This is a genomic window from Riemerella anatipestifer ATCC 11845 = DSM 15868, assembly GCF_000252855.1.
Classification (GTDB): domain Bacteria; phylum Bacteroidota; class Bacteroidia; order Flavobacteriales; family Weeksellaceae; genus Riemerella; species Riemerella anatipestifera.
Genome location: NC_017045.1, coordinates 1,563,888 through 1,581,252, shown reverse-complemented (window position 1 = coordinate 1,581,252; position 17,365 = coordinate 1,563,888). Strand labels below are relative to the sequence as shown.

The window sequence follows — 17,365 nt, the reverse complement described above, 5'->3', positions numbered from 1 at the left end:
TTAACAACGGTTTAGTACCCCAGGCGGGACTTGAACCCGCACGCCAAAAGAGGCACAGGATTTTAAGTCCTGCGTGTCTACCAGTTCCACCACCAGGGCATATAGACAGAGCGAAAAACGGGGTTCGAACCCGCGACCTCAACCTTGGCAAGGTTGCGCTCTACCAGCTGAGCTATTTTCGCAAACAGTGCGGATGAAGGGACTCGAACCCCCACGCCTCTCGGCACTAGATCCTAAGTCTAGCGTGGCTACCAATTACACCACATCCGCAGGTGTTTAAAAAAACTATGTGAAAACTTTTACTCTACTCAAGAAGAGATAACTCCTCTTTTGTGGTTGCAAATATAGAAACTTTTTTCAATTCTATCCAAGTTTTTTTGTTAATTTTTACAATATTATTTTTACTGATTTGATAATCAATATAAATAGACAATAAAAAGAAAAGCCAAAACCCGAATTTTATAAAATATTTATTTTTTATTCTTATCTTTACGGTCTATTTAAAATACATTTTAAGACAATGGAGTTACAAGGTACAATTAAAAAAATAGGAGAAACACAAACATTTCCAAGTGGGTTTCAGAAAAGAGAATTAGTTTTACTAACCCAAGAACAATACCCACAACCTATCAATATAGAATTTTTACAAGAAAAAGTTCATGCTTTAGAACCTTTTTCCGAAGGTGATGCCGTGAAAATAGGCATCAACATTAGAGGTAGAGAATGGACAAGCCCTCAAGGTGAAGTAAAGTACTTTAACTCTATCGTTGGCTGGAGAATAGAAAAAACCGAAGGTTCTGGCTATCAAAACGAACCTACAAAAGCCATGAACGCTCCACAAGCAACCTCATCATCTAACGAAAATCCTTTTGAGGACGAAGATGACGATTTACCATTTTAATTAAAATAATATCATCTAATACAATCCCACCATTTTAAATAGGTGGGATTATTATTTCAACTCTCACTCCTTATGATTCTTTTACCTAAAGAAACTACCGTTTTTCCTAATCCCTATTATCAAAAAGAAGACATTGTAGCTATTGGTGGCGACCTTTCTCCTAAAAGAGTACTATTAGCTTACCAAAATGGCATTTTCCCATGGTTTAATGAAGGGGAAGAAATCCTTTGGTGGTCTCCGCTAGAAAGGTTCGTATTATTTCCTAGACAGATAAAAATATCTAAATCTATGAGGAAAATTATGAAAAGTAATTGTTTTGAGTTTAAAGAAAATCACAACTTTGAAGCCGTTATTAAAAATTGTGCTTATATAAAACGCTCCGAACAAGATGGGACTTGGATTACTGAGCAAATGATAGAAACCTATCTTAGATTACACCAACTAGGCATAGCAAAAAGTATAGAAGTTTATCAGAATAACATTCTCGTCGGTGGATTTTATGGTATCATGACTCATAATATATTCTGTGGAGAAAGTATGTTTAGTAAGGCAAGCAACGCCTCTAAAGCTGGACTTATCTATTTTGCTGAGAAATATCACAATCAAGTAAGACTGATAGACTGTCAGGTTTATTCCCAACATTTAGAAAGCCTTGGAGCGACACTCATAAGAAAGGAGATTTTCCTTGATATTTTAGACCCCCAAATTAAAAACAAAAAGCTGTGTGAACTAAATAGTTACACACAGCAATCCTAATAAATCTAATAAAAAGTAAAAATGAAAGGTTGCAAATTTACTACTTTAAACAACACAAAACAATAGTTTTGCTATTTTTCTTGAAAATAAATTTTATTTAACACCTAAATAACTCAAGAACAGCTACAATCTTTATCACAGTGAGTTCTTTTACTTTTAAATTTAGTGGGAGAAACACTTTTTTTAACCACTTTAAAAAGAGAATAACTCGCCATTAAAAAAACAAGTAAAATAATAATATATTGTAACCAAAGTGCATTCATAGTTTAGTTTACTTGAATATTTGATACACTATTAAAGATGCTACATATGCCAATCCTGACATTCCCACGATTTGAATCAAAGTCCATTTCCAGCTTTTAGTTTCTCTATAAACCACTGCTATAGTAGAGATGCACTGCATCGCAAAAGCGTAGAATAATAATATGGAAAGTCCAGTAGCAAAGCTAAATACTTTTTCTCCATTAGCCTTTGTATCTTGTTGCATTTTCTGGACAATAGTACCTTCCTCCACATCTTCATCTAGGCTATATAGGGTTGACATTGTACCCACAAATACTTCTCTTGCTGCAAAACTAGTGATTATCCCTACGCCCATTTTCCAATCATATCCTAGTGGACTAATCGCTGGTTCTATGGTTTTGCCCATTTTAGAAAGATAAGAATTTTCTAAAGCTACATCGGCACTTATCCATTCGTCCGTCGATTGCTTCGGTCCAAAGTAACTTAAAACCCACAATATGATACTCACCGAAAAGATAACCTTACCTGCTCCTGTAATAAAATCCCAAACTTTCCCTAAAACCAACTTTAAATCATACCCAAAAAGAGGCACTTTATAAGTAGGCAAATCCATAACAAGGAAAGACTTTTCTTTTGTCTTAATAATTTTTTTCAATACTAAAGATGCCAAAAGAGCCGTAACAAAGCCTAAAAGATACATACCCATCAGAACCATCGCTCTATAACTCACACCTAGAAAATATTTATCTGGAATAACTAAGGTAATAATAATGCTATACACTGGCAGCCTTGCAGCACAAGTCATAAACGGTGTTACTAAAATAGTAATGAGGCGTTCCTTAATATTTTCAATATTTCTGGTGGACATAATTGCGGGTATCGCACAGGCCGTCCCAGACACTAAAGGCACAATACTTTTACCGTTCAGCCCAAAAGGTCTCAATAGCCTATCCATAAGAAAAACCACTCTTGCCATATAGCCAGAATCTTCCAATAAATAGAGAAAATAGAGAAGAATACCTATCTGTGGTGCAAAAATAATAATGCCACCAAGCCCTGGTATTATACCACTAGATACTAAACTATTGATTGGTCCTTCGGGTAACACCTCCGCCGATTTTTCTGCCAACCATGCAAAAGCTTCATCTATCCACGTCATTGGATAATCCGCAAGAAAAAATACACTTTGGAAGATAATCATCAATAAAACCCCAAAAATAAGATACCCGAAAACCTTATGCACGAGCAATTTATCTAGCTTTTCGGTAAAACTCTCTGTTGTTTGAGGAGTTCTAGATATCACCTCAGCTACAATAGGCTCTATTGTTTGATATCTCCTTATAGTCTCTTTAACCTGTAATCTTTTAGGAATAACACATTTAGTATCTTTGCTATCAAGCTTTTGTTTAATACTTTTAACTTCTCCAAGATATTCCTCAGACGCTAGCAAAGTCCATACTTTGTAATAATTATTTTCTTGAATTTGAAGTGATAGTTTATGTATTAAACCTGACTGCTCACTAGGAATTTTAAACGCATTTTCTTTTAAAACACTAAATAAATTTTGATAAACAGCTTCTTTAATATTATCTATACCTTCATTTTCTTTAGCGTTAGTAGCTAAAACTTTAACTCCTAATTTTTCTTCAAGCAAATTGATGTTTATTTTAACACCTCTTTTCTCTGCTTGATCTATCTGATTAACCACCAATACAACAGGAATACCCAAATCTTGTATCTGCTGAAATAATAGCAATCCTCTTTTAATACTAATTGCCTCTAAAATATAAATAATCCCAGAGTAATCTTCTCTATTACTAAGGAGAAACTGACTAAAAACCGCTTCGTCTTCTGATGAAGGATAAATACTGTAAGCCCCAGGCAAGTCTGTAACCTGTACTGTTTCATTATTAAAAATATAAGTTCCCGAATGGCTAGACACCGTAACCCCAGCATAATTACCTGTTTTTTGCTGAAGATTACAAAGTTTATTAAATATAGTGGACTTCCCTACATTAGGATTTCCTACTAAAAGTACTTTTTTGGTGGTCTTATCTTCCTTCATCATTGGGTATTTTAGTTTTGACAAGCCCTAAAACTTTACATTGGTTCCACTAGAATATAAGCCGCTTCTTCTTCTCTAAGAGCGATACGATTTTTTTCCTCTCCAAATTCAATGTATAAAGGCCCATTAAAAGGAGCTTGATAAAGCACTTTAAATACAGTATCGGGTAGCAAGCCCATTTCCATAATTTTTGTAGGCATTTCTAATTGGCTATCATCATAGCCCAAAACCCTACCATAAGTATGCTTGGGAAAGATATTTAATTTATCTTCTGCTGTGGATTTCAATAGATTTCAGTTTTAGACTGCAAATATAGTTATTTAAACCAAATCTAAACAATAATTTGTACTAAAACCAAAATGATAATCATCAGTAAAGCAATTTACAGCCCAAACACTATCCCAACATTAGGCACAAAAGCATTACTAAAGTAGCTTTTATCTTTGTTATAAAGCACATTATACATACCTCCTATTTGCATATAAGCATTACTCCCCAAGCGTTGCATATAACCTCCTCCTAGATACAAAGCAGGTTCGTTTGTTGAATATTTTTCGTTGCTTATCTTATTTTTAAGATTGATGAAGTGATGCTGATATAGACCTTGCACAAAAAATTTCCTATCAAAATAATAATTAGCAAAAGGACCTACACCAATCATGGTATTAGAAAAACTAGAAGCATTAGTCCATGTAAGATTACTCGCCATACCTACTTCAAAATTAGGAGACACCATATACCCCACTCTAGGAGAAACAAATAATGAGGTAGCTCTACCTCCACCACTCAAAGCACCACCAAGCCCAGCATATCCGCCAAAAGTCCATTTGTTACCCAAATCTATTCTTTTAGCAGTCTGAATTTGAGAAAAACCAAATACTGAAACTACACCTAACCCTAGAGCTAATAAATACTTCATAATATTTAAGAAATTTAATTTATACCTCAACATTACAAATTTCGTGCTGGCATTTTCGTTTTACTAAAAACAAGGTTAAAAATTGTAACTTTGCAGTATTATTTCGGATTTATATGTGAAATAATTATAATTTTTAAATCATCAAAATGAAAGTAGTTGTAGGTTTATCCGGCGGTGTAGATAGCAGTGTAGCAGCGTACCTTTTGCAGCAACAAGGGCACGAAGTCATCGGCTTATTTATGAGAAATTGGAACGATGCTTCGGTAACGCTAGAAGACGAATGCCCTTGGATTGAGGACAGTAACGATGCCCTACTAGTTGCCCAAAAGCTAGGCATTCCGTTTCAAGTAATAGATATGAGCGAACTCTACAAAGAACGCATCGTAGATTATATGTTTGAAGAATACGAAAAAGGAAGAACCCCAAACCCTGATGTCTTATGCAACAGAGAAGTCAAATTTGATGTATTTATGAAAACCGCTCTTTCTTTAGGAGCAGACAAGGTAGCTACTGGGCATTACGCAAGGCTAAGCACCACAGAAGATGAGAACGGAACTACCACCTATCATCTTTTAGCAGGGAAAGACCACAACAAAGACCAAAGCTATTTTCTGTGCCAGCTCAATCAGGAGCAACTTTCTAAAGCACTATTCCCTATTGGAGAACTTACTAAGCCTGAAGTAAGAGAAATAGCTAAAGAAATAGGGCTGGTAACTGCTAACAAAAAAGACTCCCAAGGGTTATGCTTTATAGGAAAGGTAAGTCTGCCTCAATTTTTGCAACAACAGCTAAAACCTAAGGAAGGCGAAATCATAGAAATCTTTAAAGATTTTAAAGCCTATCATCAACCGCGCCCTAGCTTTAGCAATAAGTATGAAGAATTAAAATACCTTTCCAAAAAAATCACTTACCAAAAATCCGATGGTAAGAGTATTGGTAAACATCAAGGAGCTCAATTTTTCACCATCGGGCAAAGTAAAGGTCTGGGCATTGGTGGGCATAAGGAGAGTTGTTTTATCATTTCTAGAGATGTTAAAGAAAACCTCATCTTTGTAGGGGAAGGCAAAAATTTCCCAGGTTTATTCCAAAAGGTAATCAAGATAGAGCCTAACGATATTCATTGGGTAAGAGAAGATTTAGAGCTGAAAAACAACGAAACAATGGAAGTGATGGCAAGGATACGCTACCGTCAACCATTGGAAAAAGCGACCTTACACAAATACGAAGACGGGCTATACATAGAATTTGAAAACCCACAGTCTGCCGTAGCAGAAGGGCAATTTGCCGCTTGGTATTTAGAAGATGAATTAGTGGGGAGCGGTGTAATTTCTTAATCAAAGAATTAGATTTATGTTAGAAAAAAAGGAACATTTATATGAAAAAGCTGTTTTGGTAGGCTTAATTACCAAAGACCAAGACGAAGATAAACTCACCGAATATCTAGACGAACTAGAATTTTTAGCCTATACCGCTGGAGCTACGGTAGAAAAACGTTTCACCCAAAAACTTTCTCAACCAGACTCCAGAACCTTTGTAGGTAAAGGAAAAATGGAGGAAATAAGAGATTTTGTAAAGGAAAACGAAGTAGGAACCGTTATTTTTGATGACGAACTTTCGCCTTCACAGCTTAAAAACCTCGAAAGGGAAATGGAAGTAAAAATACTAGACCGTACAAATTTAATTTTGGATATCTTCGCCCAAAGAGCTCAAACCTCTTATGCTAGAACACAGGTAGAACTTGCACAATACGAGTATCTACTCCCTAGACTGACCCGTATGTGGACGCACTTAGAGCGTCAGCGAGGTGGTATCGGAATGCGTGGACCTGGGGAAACCGAAATTGAAACCGACCGAAGAATCATTAGAGATAGAATTTCTTTACTAAAAGAAAAACTAAAGACCATTGATAAACAAATGGCAACCCAAAGAAATAACCGAGGAAAAATGGTGCGTGTGGCTTTAGTAGGCTATACCAATGTGGGCAAATCTACTCTAATGAACGTCATTTCCAAATCGGAAGTATTTGCAGAAAACAAACTCTTTGCAACACTAGACACCACGGTAAGAAAAGTAGTGATTGGCAACTTACCTTTCCTTTTGACAGATACCGTTGGTTTTATCCGAAAACTTCCTACCCAATTGGTGGAAAGTTTCAAATCTACACTTGACGAAGTGAGAGAAGCTGACCTATTGGTACACGTGGTAGATATTTCGCACGAGAGTTTTGAAGACCATATAGAGTCTGTAAATCAGATTTTACAGGAGATAGATGCTCATAGGAAACCTGCTATTATGATTTTTAATAAGATAGATGACTTCTCCTATGAGAAAAAAGACGAAGATGATTTAACACCTGCCACCAAGAAAAATATATCACTAGATGAATGGAGAAAAACTTGGATGGCGAAGTCTAAATTTCCGACTGTATTTATTTCTGCATTAACGAAGGAAAACTTCCCAGAAATGAAAAAGCTTATCTATGACGAAGTCCACCGCATACATATTTCTAGATTTCCTTATAATGATTTCCTTTTTCAGTATTATGACAATGATGCCGAAATAGAAGAATAATAAACCAAAAACTCGTTTTGAATATCATCAAAACGAGTTCTTTTTTATTAAAAACATAATTTTAGCTATGATTCTGGAATTTTGATATGAGCCCAATTTTCGCCACTTTTAATTCGCCAAACTTGCATAGTTGAAATATCAAACTGCTTTGCAATTTGCTTAACTGGACGATTTCTTTTCAGTTGAGTTTTGATATGTATAACTTGGGTAGAAGTTAATTTCATTCCCTTTGTGCGATTGCTTCCTCTGTATTTACGCCACTTTCGTTCTGATATTACTTTGGGACTATTATTTTGATGGGCTTGATTCTCCTCAGGAGTCATCCATTTAAGATTGCTTACCGTATTATTAGTTTTATCAAAATCTAAATGCCCTACAACAGTTTCCTCTGATTTTGGCTTAGGTAGAAAATAAGTCGCAACCAAACGATGTATTAAAAAATGATGGTTAATGGTTCGTTTCTTTAGATTTCTTGCTAATTTTTGACTTAGCTGTTTTTTCTTTTTTTCTAACAACAATGTTGTCGCTTCAAAGCTTGCTATATCATTATATTTTTTAATATGCTCTCTTCTTTTATTGTACAGATTGGAGATTTCGGCTTTAAGTTCATCAAACTTTTGCTGCTCTTTTTCTGTTCTTGGTCTATATAATTTAAGCCTAATTATTTTGTATCCTCCAGTAGTAGAACCATTTAAAATCCTACCTTGTGAAACTTTATTAAAACTTCTCACCCTCCCTAAGTTAGAAACTTCAAATCTACAATCGTTAGTAAATTCAAAATCAAACTCAATAGGCTTCCAAACTTCTTTACCAAACTCGTTATTGTTCATATTTTTCAACTATCTGTATAACGGAAAACTCCTTATGAATAGTGTACCATAAATATTTTTCAGAATCAAAAAAGGGTTACAAAGATACAATTTTTAATTTATGTCTCAGTCTTTATTTAATCACTTGTTTAAAATCGGGTAACCAATCCCCAATGTATTTTGGTATCTTTGAATTTGAACGGATTACCAAATGCCGTACCATTAGAGATTTGAAAACTCATAATACCGAGAGGTAATCTAAAATTAAAACCAGCCCCTACGCTATAAAAGTAGTTATGAATACTACTGCCAGAAGCCCTTACTTGAGCTAGTTGCCCGAAAACATCAAAAAAAGCTTGCTGCCCTACCAAATAACGATACTCTGCACCACCATATAAATAGGCACTTGTAAGTAAACTTTCCTCATTGAACCCTCTTAACGAGTTCCAACCGCCTATCCTATACAATTCATTTATAGACAATACTTCTCTAGTTTGCAATCGAGCAGAATTGAGATGCAAATTGAGGTAATGTTTCCCCTTGAGGTTAATGTTTCGTTCCGCAAAAATCCTATAACGCCACTGCGAAGCCTTATTATCTGTATATTGAGTATTCAATATATCCGCTTCAGCATTTATTTTCATAAGGTATGGCATTAGTTCATTGTCGCTATTTTCAGTGTAGTCATACCAAAGTCCCACACCTTTTCGGCTAAACTCTCTTGCCAAACTGTAAGTTTCGGAAAGCACCGAAGACAATTCAAAACTCCCTCTAACACCAATCTTATGTCTAAATTCCCACTGGTAATATAAACTCGGCTGAATTTTAACATGAGCAAAAGCAGAATCTTGCCTAAAAATAGTCATTTTAAACTGAGTACCTATATCAGAATTAAACAAATAAGGTATCTCTATACCTACATCAAAGGTTTGCCCACTATTAGGTGTCCTTTGCCAAAAAAGATTGAGGGTTTCAAAACTATTAAAGATGTTTTTCAGGTTAAAGTTAAGTGTCCCATTAAATGTTAGTTTTTCGGACTGGTTGTTACCAAATCCTAAAACACCATCAAAACTATTGTTTTTCTTTTTTTGTAAAAATAAAAATACTTGTGTAGAATCTGGCGTAAATAGTGTCTGAGGTGGTCTTTCCAATAAAACAAAACTATGATTTTGCAGACGTTTATGTATAGCCATCAGTTGGGTAGAGTGGTGCAGTTTTCCTTTAAACTCCTTTTCTAAATTATAAACAAATCGTTTTGGCACTTTATCGTAGCCTTTTATTTTGAAAGCATCTATTACTCTTTTTTTATCTTTAATTATAGAAATACTAGCTATTGGTTTACCCGTAGCATCTAAACCTAAAAAGGTAGATTTAACCCGATTAAATGCAAAACCTTTCTCTAAATAAGCTTTATTGATAGTTTTTTTTAAAGAATCTAGATTTGTGGTAACAAATGTGTCTTTCAAGCCTAATTCACTCGCTATGGAATCTGGTAATTTTACTAAAACTTGTTGATAATTTTGTCCTTTATCAAAATAAATATCAACTCTATTACCATTTTTTTCTGCTCTGAGTAACTTTGTGAAGTAATACTTATTTTCTACCAATGAATCTAAAAACTTAACTGCAGAAAGTGAGTCTTTTTTTATGACTGTTTTCTTAGTGGTAGTATCGTGTAAAAAATATTTTTTATCTTGTGCAAAGCCTATGGTATACCACAGTAGGCATAGGAAATAAAAAAAAGTTTTTAGGCTCTGCATTTTTGTGTTTTATATCTGCAAATATAGGTGTAAATGAGAAATACAAATAACCATGCTTTTACAGAAATGTTTATATATTTGCCGAATGAATTATATAGACGCACTAAACAAACGCTACTCTGTAAAAAAATTTGATACTGAAAAAAAAGTTACAGAGGAAACCCTAAATCGTATATTAGAAGCTGGTAGACTATCTGCAAGTTCTCTAGGGCTACAACCTTACAGAGTTTTAGTTATTTCTTCTCCTTCAAAAAAGGAAGATTTAGCTTCAGCTTTTTATAACCCTTCACAGACTTCTACTTGTTCGCATTTATTAGTCATTATTTCTAAAAAGGAATTAGAGAAAAACTATGTAGATAACTACTTTGACCTTATTGTTAAAGAACGCCAAGTTTCCCTAGACCTATTACAGCCTTTCAGAAATAGTGTAGAAGGCTATATCAATAGACATAACAGCGAAACTCTACCTTATTGGAATGAAAAACAAGCTTACATATTACTAAGCAACTTTATATTTTCAGCCGCTTTAGAGGGAGTAGATACTTGCCCTATGGAGGGATTCGACGCTCATAAAGTAGCAGAAGTTTTAGACATAGATTCTTCTAAGGAAATCCCTACGGTATGTTTAGCATTAGGTTATAGAGCTCACGATGATTTATTTCAACATGGTAAAAAAGTAAGAAAACCTTCTGATGATTTGTTTCAATTCATTAAATAACATTCTATTATTCCTTCAGAATAGCTCTCGTAAGTTTTGTATATCTAAAAAATAAAATCATTTAATACCGGTACTAATATGTATCGGTATTTTTGCTTTCATTATAATTCTCAGAACAGAAACATTCTTTTATCCGTTAACTATTTAGCAAAAAAGTGGCATTAAAATTATCCTACACATAATATTAAACACAAAGAACAATCAACATAAAATAATGGAAAACAAACAGTTAGACACAACAAAAACTCTCTTATTCAATTAAATTAAAAAAAACAACCCAAAGTTAAAATTAGTTAAAAAATAATTAACGATATTTGCCGCCGAAAAACTTATTTTAGATATAATAAATCTTATGAAAATTAATGCTTTAAGAAAGACGGCATTTACAGCCGTAGTAACACTCTCTACTGCAAGTGTTTATTTCGCACAGTCGGTAAAAGATTCAGCAAGGTCTAAAGATATTGAGACCGTAGTTCTTACAGGGGTAGCAGATATTGCCAAAGACAGAAAAACACCTGTAGCTGTTTCCACTATTAAAGAGTCTAAAATCGTAGAAAAAATGGGTAACCAAGAGTTCCCTGAAATTCTTAACTCCACACCATCTGTTTATGCAACAAAGAGTGGTGGTGGTTTTGGAGACTCTAGAATAAACATTAGAGGTTTTGCACAAGAAAATATTGCTGTAATGATTAACGGTATGCCTGTTAACGATATGGAAAACGGCAAAGTATACTGGTCTAACTGGGCTGGGCTTTCTGATGTTACATCTGCAATGCAAGTTCAGAGAGGTCTTGGTGCTTCCAAATTAGCTATTGCTTCTGTGGGAGGAACTATTAACATTGTTTCAAGAGCTGCAGATAAAAAACAACAAGGGATAGTAACTGTAGGTGTAGGTAATAACGGATATCACAAATCATTATTCTCATACAATACAGGTAAAAATGAAAAAGGTTGGTCTTCTTCGTTCTTAATGAGTAGAACAGCGGGAGCAATGTACGCTGACGGGACAGATTTTGAAGGATATAACTATTACTTTGCATTAGGATTCCAACCTAATAAAACCCACGATTTCCAGTTTACAATCACGGGTGCTCCACAATGGCACGAACAAAGAAGAAACCAAGTTACCATAGCTGACTACATAAAGTATAGTACAGATGGAAAACCTAACAGACGCTACAACGCAGATTGGGGTTATCTTAATGGAGAAAAATATGCTTGGTGGGTAAACTACTACCACAAGCCGGTAGCCATGTTTAACTGGAATTGGAAGATTAATTCTAACAATGATCTAGCAACCGTAATCTACGGCTCTTGGGGAAGAGGCGGTGGTGGAACTAGCCCTCTTATTGCAAGAAATTTGGAGGGATATAGAATGACTAACGGTCAATTAAATATAGACCAAATGGTAGCAGATAACTCTGCCAACCCTAACGCTCCTAAAATTCTTAGAAGATCTGGTATCAATCAACACGACTGGTATGGATTCTTAACTAATTTCACTCATAAATTTAATTCTAATTTAAAAATGAGTGTTGGTTTAGATGGTAGATATTATAAGGGAATGCACTATCAAGTATTGAACGATTTGCTAAGTGCTACTTCTTATACAGACACAGCCAACAAAAGCCTAGCTAACTCTACTAGACGACTTACAACAACCTATACAGATAGAGCACCTTGGAATCCTTTTGCCAAAATAAACCATGAGGCTATTTCTTATAACAATGATGGTGAAGTTCTTTGGGGAGGAGTGTTTGGTCAAGTAGAATATACTAACGACAAGTTATCAGCATTCTTCCAAGGGTCTATATCTAACCAATCATTCCAAAGAATAGACCATTTTTTACTACCAGGTACATTGGCCGTAGCTACAAATCCTAAATCCGCAATGAAAACCAAAACAGGATTTAACAATCTTATCGGATTTAATATAAAGACAGGTGCTAACTATAACATCAACGAAAATCATAATGTGTTTGCTAATGTTGGATACTATGAGCGTCAGCCATTTTTTGATGCAGTATATCCTAACAACAGAAACTACCTAAACCCTAACCTTACGAATGAAAAAATCTTCGGAACAGAGATAGGATATAGTTTTAGATCTAGTAATTTTAATGCTAACTTAAACCTTTACAGAACACATTGGGGAGATAGAGTAATCTCTAATAGAAATGAGTTTAGTTTGTATGATTATAGTGCAACGCCAGATGCTCAAGGAAACTACCCTATATTAAAAGATGCTAATGGTAAGGCTCAAACCATATTAGGGATCGCCAATATCTTTGGGGTAACTCAAGTTCACCATGGTATAGAGGTAGATATGGAGTATAAACTTTCTAAATTATTATCATTAACAGGTATGTTCTCTGCAGGAAACTGGCAATATAAAGGAAATGTTTCTGCAAGCTATTTTGATGACAGCAATGCTCCTATTTTAGGTGCTAACAACAAGGCTGTAGACCAAATTACACTTTATCTAGATGGTGTAAAAGTAGGTAACTCAGCTCAGATAACATCAAATTTAGGACTAGCTATTAGACCTGTAGATGGATTATCATTCAACGCAGACTGGAGATATATAGATAATTTATATGCTGATATCAATCCCAGTAGCTTTACCTCTGCAAATCACAAGGGGTCTCTTAAATTACCAAGCTACAACTTGATGGATTTAGGGCTTTCCTATAAATTAAAGCTGAATAATAGAAATGCTTTTACTTTTACAGGAAATATTTACAATGTACTTGACACCACTTACATTGCTGAAGCTAGAACTAACAACCATACCAAAACTCTAGCTGATTTCAATGATAATACTGCTACTGGCGCTACAGCCCAACAACAGTATGATGCTTATTTGAAGAACAACACTTACAAAGGTTTAGACACTTCTAACCAGGTCTTCTTTGGTTTCGGAAGAACATGGTCTGCTTCTGTGAGCTTCACATTCTAAGAAAGTAATCATTTAAAATTTTAAAAAGCCGATACATAATTGTATTGGCTTTTTTAATTTACTACAAAATGAATATAATAAACATTATCTTTAGTAGATTAACACACACCATTATTTAACAACTCAATAGCTTCATAAGCCACACAAAAATCAACAATCATTTTTAATCAACTTAAACTAAAAATTAACATAAAGTTAAAATTAGTTAAAGTATAATTAACGATATTTGCCACCGAAAAACTTACTTTAAAATACATTTCGTCATGGTAAAAAACATGGGGTCAATGAAAAAGACCGTTTTAATCGCTGCTATAGCATTTTGTGGTTATGGAACGATGCAAGCTCAGGTAACTACAGGAAGTATGACTGGAGTTGTAACTACTGTTTCAGGGCAAAAATCTACCAGTGCTAGCATTAAGGCTACACACCTCCCTTCGGGAACCGTCTATTCTGCTAAATCAAGTAACTCAGGAAGTTTCAACCTTCCTAACATGCGAGTGGGAGGACCTTACAAGGTTGAAATACAATATTCTGGACAAACGCCAATGGTTTACGAGGATGTTTACATTGAACTTGACAGACCTTATGTTTTAAATGCTACTTTAGGGGAAAAAACTAAAACTATCCAAGAAGTGGTTCTTTCTGGTGGCAAGGGAAGAAGTGGTAATAAAGCCGGTGCGGGTGTTAATGTAGGGTTAAAGCAAATCCAAGAATTACCGCAATCTTCTCGTAGTATCACAGAATTTACTAGATTAACTCCACAATCTAATGGAACTTCTTTTGCTGGTAGAGACTCTAGATATAACAATCTACAAATAGATGGTGCTAACTTTAATAATGGTTTTGGTCTTAGTGGCAACCCTTTACCTGGTGGCAATGCACAACCTATTTCACTAGATGCTATTCAAGAAATTACGGTTAACATTGCTCCTTTTGATGTTACACAGTCAGGATTTACTGGGGCAGGTATAAACGCTGTTACAAAATCAGGGACAAACAAATTCCAAGGGTCTTTATACGGATATTATAACGCAAAAGAGCTTAACAGATGGAGAATAAATGGAGAAAATATAGATAGATTATCTGGCGCTAAAATGACAAATGGTCTTACCATAGGAGGTCCTATAGTAAAGAACAAGTTATTCTTCTTCGTTAGTGCGGAAAGGGAAGTTTCTACAGGAGCAAATGCATCGGGAGCAAATTTATGGAAAGCATCTCAAGATGGTATAGCAGACCCAGTTTCCAACATTTCTAGAGTTAAAGAGAGTGATCTTATTGCCGTTAGAAATCACTTAATTGACAGATGGGGGTACGACCCAGGCAGGTACCAAGGCTACGCGAATGAAGCTATGCAAACTGGAGACAAGCTTTTGATTAGATTAGACTGGAACATTAGTGATAAGCATAAATTTGCCATTAGATATAATATTTTAGATGGGAACTCTATGCAGATAGCTAATGCTACATCAGGACCTAGACCTAGATCGGCTTGGGGGCGTGTAAGCGATAGAGCAATGACTTTTGAAAATGGTAATTATGGATTCAACAATAAAGTTCAGTCTTTAACTGCAGAACTTAACTCTACATTTAGCTCTAAATTATCAAACAAATTTTTGTTCACTTACTCTAATATTCAAGATAAAAGAACAACACCTTCTAAATCTTTGTTCCCATTCGTGGATATTTGGGATGGCTCACCTACTGGAGGTAACTACATCAGCTTTGGAACTGAGCTGTTCTCATACTTAAACGATGTTGTAAATAACAACTATTCATTCATAAACAACCTTACTTATACATCAGGAAAACACTCTGTTACAGGAGGGGTTGCTTTTGAACTTCAAAAATTCGGAAACTCATATACCAGAATGGGTACAGGGTATTATAGATATGCTTCTGTAGAAGATTTCTTAAAAACAGGAACTTCAGCGGAAGTAGCTCCTATTATGTTCGGGCTCACTTATCCTTATCAAGGGCAAGACACCTATTCTAGAATTAATTTTGGACTTGCTTCAGCTTACATTCAAGATAAAATAACACTTAACGACAGATTCAACTTCACTGTAGGCTTAAGAGCAGAGCTCCCTCTTTACCTTAATAAGTTAACACCAAATGAAGCTATTAACAGCCTCGCTCTTTTAGATGTTAATGGAAATGAGAGAACTTATAATTCTGGTAGATGGCCAAAATCAAGAGTGATGCTTTCTCCTCGTTTTGGATTTAATTATGATGTTAACGGAGACCGTTCTTTGGTTATCCGAGGTGGTACAGGTATCTTTACAGGACGAGTTCCTTTTGTTTGGTTAACCAATATGCCAACCAATGCTGGAGTACTCCAAAACACTATAGAGCCTGGTTCTTACGCAGATGTTGCCAGTTGGATAGGAAATGTAAGATTCCAACCAGGTGATATTTATTATCATTTAAAAAACGTTCCTGTTGGGGCTGAAAATGTGTTCATAAGCAGTCCAAAAGCAGGTGTTCCAAGTACATTTTCTTTGGTAGATGATAATTTCAAAATGCCATCAGTATGGAGGTCTAGTTTGGGTATAGATTATAAGATACCTAATACTTACTTAACCCTATCTTCTGACCTACTCTATACTAGAGATGTGAACGCAGTTTTCCAGTTTGGAGCTAACAGAAAAGAATCTGATGCCAAAATGACCTACGCTGGAGTAGATAGAGTATTTTACCCTAATAGAGCATCTTACCAATACAATAGTGCCATTGGAGGGAATGATGCTACGGTATTAACAAATACAAGAACTAAAGGTTACGCACTCTCAGCTACTATTGGTGCTACTTTAAGACCTTGGAACGGGCTATCCGGTTCCGTATTCTATACTTATTCAGATGCTAAAGAAGTATCTTCTAACTCAGGCTCTAGTGCATCTTCCGCTTGGGGAGGCTCTCCCGTGGTAGATACACCTAACCAGCAATTCTTAAGCACATCTGCATTTGCTATTCCTCATAGAGTGGTTGCGAATCTTAGCTATACTATAAAAGGAACTACTTTAGGTGTTTATTATACAGGTGGTCATCAAGGTAGATTCTCTTACTACTACGCTAATGATGTGAATGGAGATGGTATGTCTAATGATTTACTCTATATCCCAAAGAATACTGCAGATTTAAAATTTGCTGATATTACTAGAGGTGGTTCTGTTGTATTTACTGCGGATCAGCAAAGAGAAGCATTTGATAAATTTATAGCAAATAATGGTCTTGAAAAATACAGAGGTCAAATATTACCTCGTAACGAATTCCTTTTACCTTGGTTAAATCGTTTTGATATAAGACTTACTCAAAACTTATTTACAAATATGGTAAGAAGAGGAGACAAAATCCAGATTACTTGTGATATAATCAACTTTGGAAATATGCTTAACTCTAATTGGGGGATTCAAGATTATAACATAAGTTCTTATGGTGCCGCTATTTTAAGAGTTGCCGATAGAACTCTAACGCCTAATCCTAACTTCCAAATGGAAAGAGAGGGTAGCGAATTGGTTTCTTCTCCATACAGACCTGCAAGTAGCAGATTTACTACATGGAGTGCTGTATTAGGATTTAAATATACTTTCTAATACAAAGTTCCAATTTCAAAACAAAGAAAGCCGATACACAATGTATCGGCTTTTTATTTTAAGAGTTATATTAT

At 35.1% G+C, this 17,365-nt stretch carries 12 protein-coding genes and 3 tRNA genes; 7 read left to right on the top strand and 8 right to left on the bottom strand.

Features of this window, described 5'->3' with window-relative positions; all coding sequences use genetic code 11:
• Positions 1-15: 15 nt before the first annotated feature.
• From RA0C_RS07515 to RA0C_RS07505, 3 genes are all read right to left on the bottom strand, one after another.
• A tRNA-Leu gene (locus RA0C_RS07515) sits at positions 16-99 on the bottom strand.
• Between the two features lie 10 nt (positions 100-109).
• Positions 110-182: transfer RNA gene (locus RA0C_RS07510), tRNA-Gly, on the bottom strand.
• Between the two features lie 6 nt (positions 183-188).
• Positions 189-270: transfer RNA gene (locus RA0C_RS07505), tRNA-Leu, on the bottom strand.
• Positions 271-520: 250 nt separating this feature from the next.
• Here RA0C_RS07505 and RA0C_RS07500 point away from each other — a divergent pair.
• Positions 521-901: a DUF3127 domain-containing protein gene (locus RA0C_RS07500; protein ID WP_013447048.1), complete on the top strand. Its 381-nt coding sequence runs from the start codon at positions 521-523 to the stop codon at positions 899-901.
• A gap of 72 nt (positions 902-973) precedes the next feature.
• The gene (gene aat, locus RA0C_RS07495; protein WP_013447047.1) at positions 974-1,657 is read left to right on the top strand and encodes a leucyl/phenylalanyl-tRNA--protein transferase; all 684 of its coding nucleotides are present in this window, start codon (positions 974-976) and stop codon (positions 1,655-1,657) included.
• 271 nt (positions 1,658-1,928) lie between these two features.
• Here the strand turns inward: aat and feoB are convergent, their stop codons facing one another.
• The 3 genes from feoB to RA0C_RS07480 all read right to left on the bottom strand — a co-directional run bounded on the left by feoB (position 1,929) and on the right by RA0C_RS07480 (position 4,884).
• Entirely contained in the window at positions 1,929-3,968 is a 2,040-nt protein-coding gene (gene feoB / locus RA0C_RS07490) for a ferrous iron transport protein B (protein ID WP_014411322.1), read from the bottom strand.
• A gap of 32 nt (positions 3,969-4,000) precedes the next feature.
• Positions 4,001-4,252, bottom strand: coding sequence for a FeoA family protein (locus RA0C_RS07485; RefSeq protein WP_004916263.1), 252 nt, complete (start codon positions 4,250-4,252; stop codon positions 4,001-4,003).
• Between the two features lie 95 nt (positions 4,253-4,347).
• Positions 4,348-4,884 carry a hypothetical protein gene (locus tag RA0C_RS07480; RefSeq protein WP_004916262.1) on the bottom strand — a complete coding sequence of 179 codons (537 nt, stop codon included), beginning with the start codon at positions 4,882-4,884 and terminating at the stop codon, positions 4,348-4,350.
• 146 nt (positions 4,885-5,030) lie between these two features.
• Here RA0C_RS07480 and mnmA point away from each other — a divergent pair, with 146 nt between their 5' ends.
• Both mnmA and hflX read left to right on the top strand, forming a co-directional pair.
• Positions 5,031-6,218 (top strand): tRNA 2-thiouridine(34) synthase MnmA, encoded by a 1,188-nt coding sequence (mnmA, locus tag RA0C_RS07475; RefSeq protein WP_004916261.1) that lies wholly within the window; start codon positions 5,031-5,033, stop codon positions 6,216-6,218.
• Between the two features lie 16 nt (positions 6,219-6,234).
• A complete protein-coding gene (gene hflX, locus RA0C_RS07470; RefSeq protein WP_004916260.1) occupies positions 6,235-7,455 on the top strand; it encodes a GTPase HflX in 1,221 nt (406 codons plus the stop codon).
• 65 nt (positions 7,456-7,520) lie between these two features.
• Here hflX and RA0C_RS07465 read toward each other — a convergent pair whose 3' ends face one another.
• Complete coding sequence (locus RA0C_RS07465) at positions 7,521-8,285, bottom strand: NUMOD4 domain-containing protein (protein ID WP_004916259.1); 765 nt, start codon at positions 8,283-8,285, stop codon at positions 7,521-7,523.
• 128 nt (positions 8,286-8,413) lie between these two features.
• Positions 8,414-10,024 carry a BamA/TamA family outer membrane protein gene (locus tag RA0C_RS07460; RefSeq protein ID WP_004916258.1) on the bottom strand — a complete coding sequence of 537 codons (1,611 nt, stop codon included), beginning with the start codon at positions 10,022-10,024 and terminating at the stop codon, positions 8,414-8,416.
• Between the two features lie 85 nt (positions 10,025-10,109).
• Here RA0C_RS07460 and RA0C_RS07455 point away from each other — a divergent pair, with 85 nt between their 5' ends.
• The 3 genes from RA0C_RS07455 to RA0C_RS07445 all read left to right on the top strand — a co-directional run bounded on the left by RA0C_RS07455 (position 10,110) and on the right by RA0C_RS07445 (position 17,291).
• A complete protein-coding gene (locus RA0C_RS07455; protein WP_004916257.1) occupies positions 10,110-10,742 on the top strand; it encodes an NAD(P)H-dependent oxidoreductase in 633 nt (210 codons plus the stop codon).
• A gap of 352 nt (positions 10,743-11,094) precedes the next feature.
• The gene (locus tag RA0C_RS07450) at positions 11,095-13,701 is read left to right on the top strand and encodes a TonB-dependent receptor (RefSeq protein ID WP_004916255.1); all 2,607 of its coding nucleotides are present in this window, start codon (positions 11,095-11,097) and stop codon (positions 13,699-13,701) included.
• A 284-nt stretch (positions 13,702-13,985) separates the two neighbouring features.
• Entirely contained in the window at positions 13,986-17,291 is a 3,306-nt protein-coding gene (locus RA0C_RS07445; RefSeq protein ID WP_004916253.1) for a TonB-dependent receptor, read from the top strand.
• Positions 17,292-17,365 lie beyond the last annotated feature (74 nt).